Source organism: Blautia fusiformis, from assembly GCF_020686995.1.
In the GTDB taxonomy this organism is placed as follows: domain Bacteria; phylum Bacillota; class Clostridia; order Lachnospirales; family Lachnospiraceae; genus Blautia_A; species Blautia_A fusiformis.
In genome coordinates this window covers 50,006-63,321 of record NZ_JAJEPT010000015.1, presented here as the reverse complement: position 1 = coordinate 63,321, position 13,316 = coordinate 50,006, and the positions used below count along the sequence as shown (strand labels likewise).

12 protein-coding genes, 2 tRNA genes and 1 riboswitch are annotated in these 13,316 nt (G+C 44.8%); of the genes, 10 read left to right on the top strand and 4 right to left on the bottom strand.

Annotation, left to right across the window (positions count from 1 at the left end; translation table 11 throughout):
- Positions 1-49: 49 nt before the first annotated feature.
- The 8 genes from codY (at position 50) to LKD46_RS12920 (ending at position 8,258) form a co-directional block, all read left to right on the top strand.
- Positions 50-835, top strand: coding sequence for a GTP-sensing pleiotropic transcriptional regulator CodY (codY, locus tag LKD46_RS12955; protein ID WP_015524350.1), 786 nt, complete (start codon positions 50-52; stop codon positions 833-835).
- A 297-nt stretch (positions 836-1,132) separates the two neighbouring features.
- Complete coding sequence (gene groES, locus LKD46_RS12950) at positions 1,133-1,417, top strand: co-chaperone GroES (protein ID WP_021651813.1); 285 nt, start codon at positions 1,133-1,135, stop codon at positions 1,415-1,417.
- Positions 1,418-1,464: 47 nt separating this feature from the next.
- Entirely contained in the window at positions 1,465-3,084 is a 1,620-nt protein-coding gene (gene groL / locus LKD46_RS12945; RefSeq protein WP_021975898.1) for a chaperonin GroEL, read from the top strand.
- Positions 3,085-3,201: 117 nt separating this feature from the next.
- Entirely contained in the window at positions 3,202-3,705 is a 504-nt protein-coding gene (locus LKD46_RS12940) for a DUF6106 family protein (RefSeq protein ID WP_021975899.1), read from the top strand.
- A gap of 67 nt (positions 3,706-3,772) precedes the next feature.
- A complete protein-coding gene (gene guaB, locus LKD46_RS12935) occupies positions 3,773-5,227 on the top strand; it encodes an IMP dehydrogenase (protein WP_021975900.1) in 1,455 nt (484 codons plus the stop codon).
- 112 nt (positions 5,228-5,339) lie between these two features.
- Positions 5,340-6,056 carry a peptidoglycan recognition protein family protein gene (locus LKD46_RS12930; protein WP_044961668.1) on the top strand — a complete coding sequence of 239 codons (717 nt, stop codon included), beginning with the start codon at positions 5,340-5,342 and terminating at the stop codon, positions 6,054-6,056.
- Between the two features lie 97 nt (positions 6,057-6,153).
- Positions 6,154-6,235, top strand: a riboswitch (ZMP/ZTP riboswitch).
- 86 nt (positions 6,236-6,321) lie between these two features.
- Positions 6,322-7,035: an IMP cyclohydrolase gene (locus LKD46_RS12925; protein ID WP_015524355.1), complete on the top strand. Its 714-nt coding sequence runs from the start codon at positions 6,322-6,324 to the stop codon at positions 7,033-7,035.
- Between the two features lie 38 nt (positions 7,036-7,073).
- Positions 7,074-8,258 carry a phosphoribosylaminoimidazolecarboxamide formyltransferase gene (locus tag LKD46_RS12920; protein WP_110103451.1) on the top strand — a complete coding sequence of 395 codons (1,185 nt, stop codon included), beginning with the start codon at positions 7,074-7,076 and terminating at the stop codon, positions 8,256-8,258.
- A 164-nt stretch (positions 8,259-8,422) separates the two neighbouring features.
- Here LKD46_RS12920 and LKD46_RS12915 read toward each other — a convergent pair.
- Together LKD46_RS12915 and LKD46_RS12910 are read right to left on the bottom strand one after the other, a co-directional pair.
- A tRNA-Gly gene (locus tag LKD46_RS12915) sits at positions 8,423-8,495 on the bottom strand.
- Positions 8,496-8,661: 166 nt separating this feature from the next.
- Complete coding sequence (locus LKD46_RS12910) at positions 8,662-9,351, bottom strand: lysozyme family protein (RefSeq protein WP_044961647.1); 690 nt, start codon at positions 9,349-9,351, stop codon at positions 8,662-8,664.
- A 162-nt stretch (positions 9,352-9,513) separates the two neighbouring features.
- Between LKD46_RS12910 and LKD46_RS12905 the strand changes: the two genes are divergently transcribed.
- Positions 9,514-10,593: a 3D domain-containing protein gene (locus LKD46_RS12905; protein ID WP_227574210.1), complete on the top strand. Its 1,080-nt coding sequence runs from the start codon at positions 9,514-9,516 to the stop codon at positions 10,591-10,593.
- Between the two features lie 104 nt (positions 10,594-10,697).
- Here the strand turns inward: LKD46_RS12905 and LKD46_RS12900 are convergent.
- Both LKD46_RS12900 and LKD46_RS12895 read right to left on the bottom strand, forming a co-directional pair.
- Positions 10,698-10,770, bottom strand: a tRNA-Phe gene (locus LKD46_RS12900).
- A 130-nt stretch (positions 10,771-10,900) separates the two neighbouring features.
- A complete protein-coding gene (locus tag LKD46_RS12895) occupies positions 10,901-12,085 on the bottom strand; it encodes an iron-containing alcohol dehydrogenase (RefSeq protein WP_118752498.1) in 1,185 nt (394 codons plus the stop codon).
- 312 nt (positions 12,086-12,397) lie between these two features.
- Between LKD46_RS12895 and LKD46_RS12890 the strand changes: the two genes are divergently transcribed.
- On the top strand, positions 12,398-13,300 hold the full coding sequence (locus tag LKD46_RS12890; RefSeq protein WP_021651805.1) for an NAD(P)/FAD-dependent oxidoreductase: 903 nt from the start codon (positions 12,398-12,400) through the stop codon (positions 13,298-13,300).
- Positions 13,301-13,316 lie beyond the last annotated feature (16 nt).

Here is a 13,316-nt window from a genome sequence, read left to right as displayed (position 1 = left end):
AGACTAGAAAAACGATTTCTTTCAAGGTACGAAAGTGAAAGGAGGAAAAATGAGCGTTCAGTTGCTAGATAAAACTAGAAAAATCAATAAGCTTCTGCATAACAGCAGCTCAAGCAAGGTAGTGTTTAACGACATTTGCCAGGTGCTCATGGAAACCTTAAGTTCCAATATCCTGGTACTCAGTAAGAAAGGTAAGGTTCTGGGAGTCAGTATCTGCCCGGGTGTGGATGAGATCACAGAGCTGATCGATGACAAGATCGGCGGACATATCGACCCGTTATTGAATGAGAGATTTCTTGGTGTTCTTTCCACAAAGGAGAATGTCAATCTCCAGACACTTGGCTTTGAGCATGTACCCGGAAATTATCAGGGAATCGTGAATCCGATCGATATTGCAGGTGAGAGACTGGGAACGTTATTCATGTACCGCAATGATCATCCCTATGATATTGAGGATATTATCGTCAGCGAGTATGGTACAACAGTTGTTGGCCTGGAAATGATGCGTGCGGTTCATGACGAGAACGCAGAAGAAGACAGAAAACAGCAGATCGTTAAATCGGCATTCAGTACACTGTCCTTCTCAGAACTTGAGGCGATCATCCATATTTTTGATGAGCTGGATGGGGATGAGGGTATCCTGGTTGCCAGCAAGATCGCTGACCGTGTAGGTATCACCAGATCCGTGATCGTAAATGCACTGCGTAAATTCGAGAGTGCAGGTGTGATCGAATCCCGTTCATCCGGTATGAAGGGAACTTACATTAAAGTTCTTAATGAAGTGATCTTTGATGAGCTTGAGGAGATAAAAGCACAGAGAAGCAAGAAGGCATAATGTGATCAGCACTGTCAGATGCTTGATATAAGATAAAGAACGTGACAAAAGAGACTTCCCGCTAGCGTGGGAGTCTCTTTTTTGTCTGTTTCATAAAATTAAAATAAATAATGAAATTAAGAAAACAAGAGAAAACAAGAGCATAAAAGAGATAAAACCAGAATAATATAGAAAAACCATATCTTAAAAGGGTTGCGAAAATATGTGAAATTCACTAATATAGCCATAGTGATTAGCACTCGTATAAAGTGAGTGCTAGCAGACGAAGATGAAACTTATAAAGGAGGAACATAGATCATGAAGTTAGTACCTTTAGGCGACAGAGTAGTATTAAAACAGGTTGAAGCAGAAGAGACAACAGCATCCGGAATCGTACTTCCGGGACAGGCACAGGAGAAACCACAGCAGGCAGAAGTTATCGCAGTTGGTCCTGGCGGAGTTGTAAATGGCAAAGAAGTAAAGATGGAAGTAGAAGTCGGAAACACTGTTATTTACTCCAAATATGCAGGAACAGAAGTTAAGATGGATGGTACGGATTACATCATTGTAAAACAGGAAGATATCCTGGCAGTTATTAAATAATATAAACATCTTATCGTATATCAATATAAATAGGAGGTCATTTTATCATGGCAAAAGAAATTAAATATGGCGCAGAAGCAAGAGCAGCACTTGAAGCTGGTGTAAATAAACTTGCAGATACAGTAAGAGTAACACTTGGACCGAAAGGAAGAAACGTAGTACTTGACAAATCTTTCGGTGCTCCGCTTATCACAAACGATGGTGTTTCCATCGCAAAAGAGATCGAGCTTGAGGACGGATTCGAGAACATGGGTGCTCAGATCATCAAGGAAGTTGCATCCAAGACAAACGATGTAGCAGGTGATGGTACTACAACAGCGACTGTACTTGCTCAGGCAATGGTTCATGAGGGAATGAAGAACCTGGCAGCAGGTGCCAACCCGATCATCCTCAGAAAAGGTATGAAAAAAGCAACAGATGTTGCAGTAGAAGCGATCAAGAACATGAGCCAGGCAATCAACGGCAAAGAGCAGATCGCTAACGTAGCAGCAATCTCTGCAAGTGATGAGCAGGTTGGACAGCTTGTTGCTGATGCTATGGAGAAAGTTTCCAAAGACGGTGTTATCACTGTTGAGGAGTCCAAGACCATGCATACAGAGCTTGACCTTGTAGAAGGTATGCAGTTTGACCGTGGATATATTTCCGCATACATGTCCACAGATATGGAGAAAATGGAGGCAACTCTTGATGATCCGTACATCCTGATCACAGACAAGAAGATCAGCAATATTCAGGAGATCCTTCCACTTCTTGAGCAGGTTGTTCAGGCCGGTGCGAAACTTCTCATCATCGCTGAGGATGTTGAGGGTGAGGCCCTTACAACTCTGATCGTCAACAAACTGAGAGGAACCTTCCAGGTAGTAGCTGTAAAAGCTCCTGGCTATGGTGACAGAAGAAAAGAGATGCTTCAGGATATCGCGATCCTGACAGGCGGACAGGTGATCTCCGATGAGCTTGGTCTTGACCTGAAAGAAGCTAAGATGGAGCAGCTTGGACGTGCAAAATCTGTTAAAGTTGCAAAAGAGAACACAGTTATCGTTGATGGTCTCGGTGACAAAGATGCCATTGCAAAACGTGTTGCACAGATCCGTGCGCAGATCGAGGAGACAAAATCCGAGTTCGATAAAGAGAAACTTCAGGAGAGACTTGCAAAACTGGCTGGCGGCGTAGCTGTTATCCGTGTAGGTGCTGCTACTGAGACAGAGATGAAAGAAGCAAAACTTCGTCTTGAGGATGCTCTTGCAGCAACAAGAGCAGCTGTTGAGGAAGGTATCATCGCAGGTGGCGGATCTGCTTACATCCATGCTTCCAAAGAGGTTGCAAAACTTGCAACAACACTTGAAGGAGATGAGAAGACAGGTGCTTATGTGATCCTGAAAGCTCTTGAGGCTCCGCTGTTCCACATCGCTGCAAACGCAGGACTGGAAGGCGCTGTTATTATCAACAAAGTAAGAGAGTCTGAGATCGGTACAGGCTTCGATGCTCTCAATGAGAAATACGTAAACATGGTTGAGAACGGAATCCTTGATCCGGCTAAGGTTACAAGAAGTGCTCTTCAGAATGCTACAAGTGTTGCATCTACACTCCTTACAACAGAGGCTGTAGTTTCCACAATCAAAGAAGATACTCCGGCTCCGGCTGCAAACCCGGGAATGGGAATGATGTAATTATCAGCTGAGCAGGTGAAATAATTAATTCACAAAATGAGAGGGCCTGCGCCATAGACGCGGCTCTCTTTTTGTGTTATAATCAAAAAGTCAGTAAATTACGAAAGGAAGAAACAAATGAGTGACTTATATTCAGAGCTTCTGGTAAAAAAGAAGCAGACAGCGAAAGATCTGGTTGTGAAATACGGTCTGATAGCGCTGACGGTGATCATGGTCCTGGGAGGCCTTGTGCTGAATGTACTTTTGCTGGTACCGGCTATTGCACTTGGTATTGCATGTTATTTTGTAATACCGAAGACAGATCTGGAGTACGAGTATCTGTTTGTTAACGGAGAACTGGACATTGATATGATCATGTCAAAATCAAAAAGGAAAAGAGTGAAATCGCTCCAGCTTGCGGAGGCAGACCTTGTGGCACCATTAAAGTCCCACAGAATGGACTATTATAATGGCAATCAGAAGATGAAAGAGTATGATTTTTCATCAGGAATTGAGGATCATAAACGCTATGCAATGATCATAAGAGACAGTGGAGAAACCTGCAAAGTGATCCTGGAACTGGATGACGCACTTGCAAATACCATGAAAAATTCTGCACCAAGTAAAGTTTTTTTGGATTGACATGAATCTTGTTTTTTGTTACACTAGTTCACAAATTTAAAATATCTTACACAAGGGAGGAAATGCAATGGGTACTATTATTGGTGAAGGCATTACGTTTGATGACGTCCTTCTGGTTCCGGCTTATTCTAAAGTGATTCCGAATCAGGTAGATGTTTCAACGTATTTAACCAAGAAAGTAAAGCTGAATATCCCCATGATGAGTGCGGGAATGGACACAGTTACAGAGCACAGAATGGCAATTGCCATGGCCAGACAGGGTGGTATCGGTATCATCCACAAGAATATGTCCATCGAAGCACAGGCAGAAGAGGTTGATAAGGTTAAACGTTCTGAGAACGGTGTTATTACAGATCCATTTTATCTTTCACCGGAGCATACACTGAAAGATGCCAATGATCTGATGGCGAAATACCGTATTTCCGGTGTTCCGATCACAGAAGGCAGAAAGCTTGTAGGTATTATCACAAACCGTGATCTTAAATTTGAGACAGATTTCAGCAGAAAGATCAAGGAGTGCATGACTTCTGAAGGACTGATCACAGCCAAGGAAGGAATCACACTTGAGGATGCCAAGAAGATCCTTGCGAAATCCCGTAAGGAGAAATTACCCATTGTAGATGACGACTTTAATTTAAAAGGACTCATTACCATCAAGGATATCGAGAAACAGATCAAATATCCGCTTGCAGCCAAGGATGCACAGGGACGTCTTCTCTGTGGTGCGGCAGTTGGTATCACAGCCAATGTACTTGCACGTGTAGATGCACTTGTGAAAGCGAATGTGGATGTAATCGTAATTGATTCCGCACATGGTCATTCTGAGAATATCTTAAAAGCAGTCCGCGAGATCAAGGCTGCATATCCGGAACTTCAGGTTATCGCAGGTAACGTTGCAACAGGAGCAGCTACCAAGGCACTGATCGAAGCTGGTGTAGATGCAGTTAAAGTTGGTATCGGACCTGGATCTATCTGTACCACACGTGTTGTTGCAGGTATCGGTGTACCGCAGGTTACTGCTGTTATGGATTGCTATGAAGTAGCCAACAGCTACGGAATCCCGATCATCGCAGATGGTGGAATCAAGTATTCCGGAGACATCACCAAGGCTATCGCGGCAGGCGCCAATGTCTGCATGATGGGCAGCATGTTTGCTGGATGCGATGAGAGCCCGGGAACATTCGAGCTCTATCAGGGAAGAAAATATAAAGTATACCGTGGAATGGGATCTATTGCAGCTATGGAGAACGGCAGCAAGGATCGTTACTTCCAGGAGAACGCCAAGAAGCTTGTTCCAGAAGGTGTTGAAGGACGTGTTGCATACAAAGGACACGTTGAGGATACCGTATTCCAGTTAATTGGCGGTTTAAGATCCGGTATGGGTTACTGCGGAGCAGAGAACATTGAGAAGCTGAAAACAACAGGCAGATTCATTAAGATCTCCGCTGCATCTCTCAAGGAGTCACATCCACATGACATCCATATCACAAAAGAGGCTCCAAACTACAGTGTAGATGAATAATAAAGGAAAAAAAGGTAAGACCGGTAAAAAGTCACCCAGGCCGTCCCATAGCGGGCGGCCTGTTTCCGTAAAGAAAACTTCCTCCGGGTCTTCCAGAAGAAAAAAGAAGTCTTTGAGAAAAAAGAACCCGATCAAGATCCTGCAGAGGATTGTGCTGATATGTATCATTGTGATCGTTGCTTTTGCTGCGTGTGCGTTAGGATACGCATTTTTTGAGATGCGCATGGAACAGAGTGAAACTCAGTCCGGACAGGAAGAAATATCCGGGAATGCCAGCGGAAATGGCGGACCGGAACAATGGCAGGCAGAAGGAGCACCTTTTATTGATGTGGAGCTTCTGACACCGAATTCCTATTCCAGACCACAGATTTCTATCGAACAGGTAAATTATATAGCCATTCATTATACGGCCAATCCGGGATCTACTGCCATATCCAACCGGAATTATTTTGAAAATCTTGCGACAACGCAGGACAACAAAGTCAGCAGTCATTTTGTGATAGGTTTGGAGGGAGAAGTGGTACAATGTATTCCCACTTCAGAAATATCCTATGCCACAAATTCCAGAAATGTAGATACCATATCCATTGAATGCTGCCATCCGGATGAAACAGGGCAGTTTAATACAGCAACCTATGATTCGGCGGTAAAGCTGACAGCGTGGCTTTGTACACGCTTTGGACTGACTTCGGATCAGGTGATCCGTCATTATGATGTCACAGGTAAAGACTGTCCGAAGTATTACGTGGAAAATCCCGATGCATGGATCCAGATGAAATCAGACATTGCAGCACAGATCCAGACAGATTATGCATTACAGGGGAAATAAAGTGTTATTGTTTATTTTGTGAGCAACAAGAAGTCTGGAAAAATAATTTCTGAAAATAGGGGCTTGAAAATTAAGAAGAAGTATTGTAGTATAACAGCAGAAGCTGCATGACTGGCGGAAAGTAGGATTACCTACAGGGAGTGCAGTGAAGTGAGAAGCCGACCGCCTGGGCAGCCTGATAAGGGGTGTCCAGGCGGTTTTTTGTTACCGTTCATATCCTGGGATAAGCCCCGGGCCTTACATTAGACAAGGAGGACTGTGAAAAATGACGACATTTTCACTTGAAAAAGAACTGAAAGAAAATTCCTATCCGGGAAGAGGAATTGTGATCGGACGTTCCGCTGACGGGAAACATGCAGTTACTGCATATTTTATTATGGGAAGAAGCGAGAACAGCAGAAACCGTATTTTTGTTGAGGATGGGGAAGGAATCCGTACACAGGCTTTTGATCCGTCCAAGCTTACAGACCCGAGCCTGATCATTTATGCACCGGTACGTGTCCTTGGAAATAAGACCATCGTAACAAACGGTGATCAGACAGATACGATCTATGAGGGAATGGACAGACAGCTCACCTTTGAACAGTCTCTCCGCAGCAGAGAGTTTGAGCCGGATGCGCCGAACTATACACCTCGTATTTCAGGTGTTCTTCATGTTGAAGACGGTAAATTCAATTATGCGATGTCTATTTTAAAGAGCAATAACGGAAATCCGGATTCCTGTCTTCGTTATACATTTGCCTATGAGAATGCGGCGGCAGGACAGGGACGTTTTATCCATACTTATAAATGCGATGGAAATCCACTTCCAAGTTTCGAGGGAGAGCCGAAGCTGGTAGAGATCCCAAGCGATATTGATGAGTTTACGGATCTCCTCTGGAAGAGCCTGAACCAGGATAATAAAGTTTCTCTCTTTGTTCGTTTTATTGACATTGAGACAGGAAAATATGAATCCAGGATCGTAAACAAGAATAAATAAGAAAATAGGGATATCACAGAGAACGGAGGAGCTTTTTCATGAAAGAATTACAGTTAAAATACGGATGTAACCCAAATCAGAAACCATCAAAGATCTATATGGCAGATGGAAGTGAGCTTCCGATCCAGGTACTCTCCGGAAGACCAGGATACATCAACTTCCTGGATGCCTTTAATGGCTGGCAGCTGGTACGTGACCTTAAGAAAGCAACCGGACTTCCGGCAGCAACTTCATTTAAGCATGTATCTCCGGCAGGTGCTTCCATCGGACTTCCGCTGAATGAGACACTGGCAAAGATCTACTGGGTAGGTGATATGGACTGGAAGAATTTTTCCCCGCTTGCATGTGCGTATGCAAGAGCAAGAGGTGCAGATCGTATGTCATCATTTGGTGATTTTATTTCTCTTTCTGATGTCTGCGACAAAGATACCGCAATGCTGATCAAGAGAGAGGTTTCTGATGGTGTGATCGCACCAGGATATACAGAGGAGGCTCTTGAAATTCTGAAGCAGAAGAAAAAAGGCAATTACAATGTGATCCAGATCGATGAAAACTATGTTCCAGAACCTTTGGAGCACAAACAGGTATTTGGAGTCACCTTTGAGCAGGGCCGCCAGGAGCTGGCAATTGATGATGCGCTGATCTCCAATATTGTAACAGAGAATAAAGAGCTTACGGAAGAAGCCAAGAGAGATATGAAGGTTTCTCTGATCATCCTGAAATATACACAGTCCAATTCTGTATGCTTTGTTAAGGACGGACAGGCTATCGGCGTTGGTGCAGGACAGCAGTCCCGTGTACATTGTACACGCCTTGCAGGTCAGAAGGCAGATAACTGGTATCTCCGTCAGTGTCCGAAAGTACTGGAGCTTCCGTTTAAAGACACGATCACACGTGCGGAGAGAGATAATGCCATTGATGTTTACATTGGTGAGGAATATATGGATGTCCTTGCAGATGGTGCATGGGAAAAGACATTCACAGAGAAGCCGGAAGTGTTCACAAAAGAAGAGAAGAGAGCATGGCTGGATGGTCTTACCGGCGTGACACTGGGATCCGATGCATTCTTCCCATTCAGTGATAATATCGAGCGCGCATATAAGAGCGGTGTAAAATATATTGCAGAGCCGGGTGGATCTGTACGTGATGACGCAGTTATCGATACATGTAATAAGTATGGAATGGTGATGGCATTTACAGGAATCCGCCTTTTCCACCACTAAAAGATGCATGCCTTGGCCATGATATGCAGCTGAAATAAAAGATAAAAAATATAAAGTCCCGAATCTGAATTTCTGGAAAAAAGAGATCAGACCCGGGACTTTTTGATCGAAAAAGGATAGTTTTAAAAATAAAAAAGAACTCTGAAAAACTCAGAGTTCTGAAGAGCGATAGACGGGGCTCGAACCCGCGGTCTCGACCTTGGCAAGGTCGCGCGTTACCAACTACGCCACTATCGCATATGTCTTATCGTTTCAAGTGTTTCCCTCAGCGACAAGACATATATTAGCATAGATTTTATATTCTGTCAAATGTTTTTTGGAATTTTTTTGAAATTATACACAACATATAAAGTTTATTCCAGACGTCTGAAATAGAACTTGTATATGACAATATTTCGGTGGTTTATGAGTTATTGTCTAAGTGGTAATAGCGCAAAACATGATCCGGATAGTATTGGTCACCATAGTCCCATGGACCGGCAGGATCATGAAGGGGATCATCTTCATCACGTTGTGTGCCGCCGCTTGCCATCTGAGCAAAGGCCTGAGCACTTTGGGCCGTCCACACAGTCTGACCGTTTTCTTCCAGATAAGCAAAATAGGAATCGGCTCCGAAATTGTATGCCTGCAGAGCCAGACGGATTTTGGAAAGATCAGTCGGACCGGTACAGACGGCCTTTTCCAGAGCATATTTCAGTTCCTGGATGCCACAGGAAATAGAGTAAGAAGGATCTGTGATACCATTGGGCTGCTGAGGATATCTGGTGTTGTAGGCTCCTTCTGAGGACTGCATGGGATCGGTACCCTGTCCGGAGCTTTCCTGCATCATCACAGCCAGGATCAGGTCTACATAGTCGGACATATCATATTGTGCTGCTTCGCTGGAAACCTCATCGCGATAAGCTTCACAGGCTGCATTGATCTGATGGGTTTCCTTCTGCCTGCCGGAAAATTTGGAAAAACGCAGAAGGATACAGCCCACGATCAGCAGAAAAAGACATGTCAGAAAGATCTTCTGCCTTCGCACCTGCTGTACACGGAGTTTGTGGCGCTGTTTTTTAGTAAGGGTTGGTTTCTTGTGTTTTGTATTCATATAAGTATTGTATCCGTTACGGATAGATTTGACCAGTTAAAAAATATGATCTTTTTGTTAAAAATTTCTGAAGACTGTCCTGTGAAATTGCAAAATATGATCTGATATGCTATGATAGTCGGGACAAACCGTAGAATGCCGGAAGAAAGGAGGCAAGATTTCATGCGAAAAAAGCTTCTGGCAATTATTTTATGTGCTTCTATGCTTTTCCCTGCATCCGTATCAGCAGAGGTACTGGGATATGAAGCAACACTGGATACATATACAAAGGAGAAAAAAACACCTCAGCAGTTTCAGATCGATGATGGGGCGGGAAATACAGTAAATGTTTTGGCGAAGAGTGATACGCTTTATGTTACAGCGAAAAATACGGAAATCCGGTCCAATCCGGGAGACAGTGGTACAGAGCTGCGTTCTGTGATCCTGGGAACGAAACTTGAAAGAATTGCAGTCTGTGACAATGGCTGGAGCAAGGTGACCTTCCAAAAGAAAGGTGAGGACAAGATCATCGGTTATGTTTCGGACAGCGTGCTCAGTGATACGGAGATCGTAAATAAATTTACAGATACAGTTACAGCGGCACAGGACAGTGATATCCTGGATTATCCCGGCAAGAAGGACGGAGAGGTTGTAGGAGAGGTCCTTCAGGATGATGAGCTGAAAAGAACAGGTACGGTAGATGCTATCTGGAGCAGGATCGTTTACACAGATGACAGTGGTTCAGATCACGTCGGCTATATTCCGACCAGCTGCCTGGAAGGTTATCAGGCTACGGAAGTGGCCAAGGCAGAGCAGGAAAAGAATACAAAAGCAGGATCCCTTACCAAGAGTTCCGGGGAGGGCGTTTTTGCGGATGCGGTGGATGGTGTAACTTCCACAGGTGGTTCCGGAAGTATCGCAGCTGGCGTACAGATCGGAACGCCGGTATCAGTATCTTCGGACGCGACACTGAAACCACTGGGAACATTCCGGATCACGCATTATTGTCCGTGCAGCATTTGTTGCGGACCATGGGCGAATGGAATTACTTCCACAGGAGTAACGGCCACTACCAACCGTACGATCGCAGTGGATCCGAGTCAGATCCCATACGGTTCCAAAGTAGTGATCAATGGACAGGTTTATGTTGCAGAGGACTGCGGAGGAGCGATCCGGACCAATTGCATTGATGTATATGTGGCAACACACTCCGAAGCAGAGCAGAAGGGCGTGTTTTATACAGAAGTTTATTTGCTTCAGTGATCAGAAAAAGACTGCTGTAGATTCCACAAGGGATTTGCAGCAGTTTTTTGTATAAAAAAACTCTGACCAGCAGAGGCTATTCTGCGATCAGAGTAAAAAAATAATGCCCAGAGCCGGAATCGAACCAGCGACACGAGGATTTTCAGTCCTCTGCTCTACCAACTGAGCTATCTGGGCATGTCTCTTTCGAGTACTTTGTTACTTTAACACATTTATGTAGAGAATGCAAGGAAAAAATAAAAAAAGCAGATGTTTTTCTGAAAAATCTGATTTTCAAAAAAACATCTACAATATTATGGCTACAGATTTATCTGGCAGCAAGATAGATTTTTTCCATATCTTTCATGTTCAGCTGTTTGAACACACCGATGGTACGGGTGTCTTCAAAGCTGCATTTAAACGCTAGATCATGGATCTCCTTTTCTGTAAGATCAAGACCAAGCTCATGAAGGCTGGTAGGCATCTGGATGGAACGGAAATAATCTTCCATGGCTTCTATGCCGGCAAGAGCAGTTTTGTTGAAGTCGGTACTGCAGGGAATGTCAAAGATATTGACTGCAAACTGGGCAAAGCGTTCCGGATTTGCATCATAAACGTAACGTGCCCAGCTTCCCCACAAAGCGGCAAGACCGGCTCCGTGAGCCACATCGTAGGTGCCGCCCAGTTCATGCTCCAGCTGGTGACAGGCCCAGTCACCACCGCCGGTTCCGCAGCCGGTAAGTCCATTGTGGGAAAGACTGCCGGCCCACATGATCTCTGCCCGTGCAGTATAATTATCCGTCTCCTTCATCAGGATCCGGGAGTTATAGATCACGGTCTGCATCAGAGATTCGCTGATACTGTCGGTGATCTCCATGGTTTCGATATTTACAAAGTACCGTTCCATAGTATGCATCAGGATATCCACACAGCCGCTTTCGGTCTGATATTGCGGCAGGGTATAGGTGAGGCGGGGATTTAAAATAGCAAAACGTGGGCGGCACAGATCGTTGCGGGCACTACTCCGTTTCAGCCAGCCCTCTTCATTGGTGATCACACAGGATCCGCTCATTTCACTTCCGGAAGCTGCGATCGTCAGGATAACGCCTACAGGAAGACAGGCTTTTGGGGTTTCGGTGCGGAGAAAAAAGTTCCATACATCTGTATCCGGATTGGCAAGTCCATAGCCGATGGCCTTGCAGGAATCAATAACGCTGCCACCGCCAACAGCCAAAAGAAAATCAACCTGTTCTTTGCGGCAAAGCTCAATACCCTCACGTACCTTGGAGAGACGGGGATTGGGAACCACACCGCCAAGAGTGACATAGGAAATTCCAGCTTCATCCAGAGAAGATCGGATCTCATCGATCAGACCGGAGCTTACTGCACTGTGGCTGCCATAATGGATCAGTACTTTGTTGCAGTTCTGCTCTTTTAGAACAGTGCCGATCTTAAGGTGTGTATCTTTTCCGAAAATAACCCGGGTAGGGGTAAAATATTCAAAATTTCTCATAGAGATTAGGCTCCTTTTTATGATTCATGATCTATTGATAAATATAAGGAATCCGTTTCCTTACAGGTCAAGCAGATATTTATGATCCCGCAGGGGTATCATCTTGATTCATTTAATTGGTTTAAAGTCGTTATAATAATAGCATAGAAGAGAAACAGACGCAAATAAAAGCTATTGAAAAAAAGGTGTAATTTTGGGGGAATGTGGTATAATGACTTCTGTGAAGGAAAAGTGACCTGATCACAGAAACAGACCAATGCGAAGCGTATATTATAGAACAGATCCAAACGAAGAAGAAAGCAGGTGTCTGAAATGGAGAATATCATTATCATAGGAGCAGGTCCGGCCGGAATCTCGGCAGCACTTTATGCGGCAAGAGGAAATATGGATCCGCTGATCATAAATACAGGGATCGGTTCACTGGAAAAAGCGGAGAAGATCGAGAACTATTACGGACTGGAACAGCCGCTGTCCGGCAGAGAGCTTTTCGAAAGAGGTCTTGCCCAGGCAAGAGCACTTGGAGTACGGATCCTGGATGCCCAGGTTGTGGGAATGGGTGGTTTTGATACTTTTGAGGTGAAAACTACCGCAGGAGATTTTGAGGCACGCAGCGTGATCCTGGCAACCGGAAGCAGGAGAGCTTCTGCCAGGATTCCGGGAGTAAAGGAATTTGAGGGAAAAGGTGTCAGCTACTGCGCAGTATGTGACGCATTTTTTTACAGAGGAAAAGAAGTGGCAGTGCTTGGAAACAGTGATTTTGCTCTTCACGAGGCGGAAGAACTTTCTCATACCGCTTCCCGTGTGACGATCTTTACAGATGGAAAGAAACCGGAATTTTCAAGAGAAAATCCGCTTCCGGTTAACACCATGAAGATCCAGGCGATCGAAGGGGATGAGCGTGTTTCCGGCATCCGCCTGAAAAGTGATGTGTCCATGCAGGAAGCAGGTACCGGAGCAGATTCTTTTGTGCCGGCAGAGGGAGTCTTTGTAGCACTTGGTACAGCCGGAAGCTCGGAGATGGCCCGCCAGATCGGAGCGGAACTGAATGAAAAAGGAAATATCCGGGTCAATGAAGAGATGGAGACTACAGTTCCGGGACTGTATGCAGCAGGTGATTGCACCGGTGGACTTCTCCAGGTGGCAAAAGCTGTTCATGACGGTGCCCAGGCAGGACTTTCCGCCTGTCAGTATGTGCGGAAGCTTCTGAAGGCGTAAGCATAAGCTGATACTA

Coding starts and splice junctions, on each gene's coding strand:
- codY (WP_015524350.1), top strand. CDS start 50: ATGAGCGTTCAGTTGCTAGATAAAACTAGAAAAATCAATAAGCTTCTG.
- groES (WP_021651813.1), top strand. CDS start 1,133: ATGAAGTTAGTACCTTTAGGCGACAGAGTAGTATTAAAACAGGTTGAA.
- groL (WP_021975898.1), top strand. CDS start 1,465: ATGGCAAAAGAAATTAAATATGGCGCAGAAGCAAGAGCAGCACTTGAA.
- LKD46_RS12940 (WP_021975899.1), top strand. CDS start 3,202: ATGAGTGACTTATATTCAGAGCTTCTGGTAAAAAAGAAGCAGACAGCG.
- guaB (WP_021975900.1), top strand. CDS start 3,773: ATGGGTACTATTATTGGTGAAGGCATTACGTTTGATGACGTCCTTCTG.
- LKD46_RS12925 (WP_015524355.1), top strand. CDS start 6,322: ATGACGACATTTTCACTTGAAAAAGAACTGAAAGAAAATTCCTATCCG.
- LKD46_RS12920 (WP_110103451.1), top strand. CDS start 7,074: ATGAAAGAATTACAGTTAAAATACGGATGTAACCCAAATCAGAAACCA.
- LKD46_RS12910 (WP_044961647.1), bottom strand. CDS start 9,351: ATGAATACAAAACACAAGAAACCAACCCTTACTAAAAAACAGCGCCAC.
- LKD46_RS12905 (WP_227574210.1), top strand. CDS start 9,514: ATGCGAAAAAAGCTTCTGGCAATTATTTTATGTGCTTCTATGCTTTTC.
- LKD46_RS12895 (WP_118752498.1), bottom strand. CDS start 12,085: ATGAGAAATTTTGAATATTTTACCCCTACCCGGGTTATTTTCGGAAAA.
- LKD46_RS12890 (WP_021651805.1), top strand. CDS start 12,398: ATGGAGAATATCATTATCATAGGAGCAGGTCCGGCCGGAATCTCGGCA.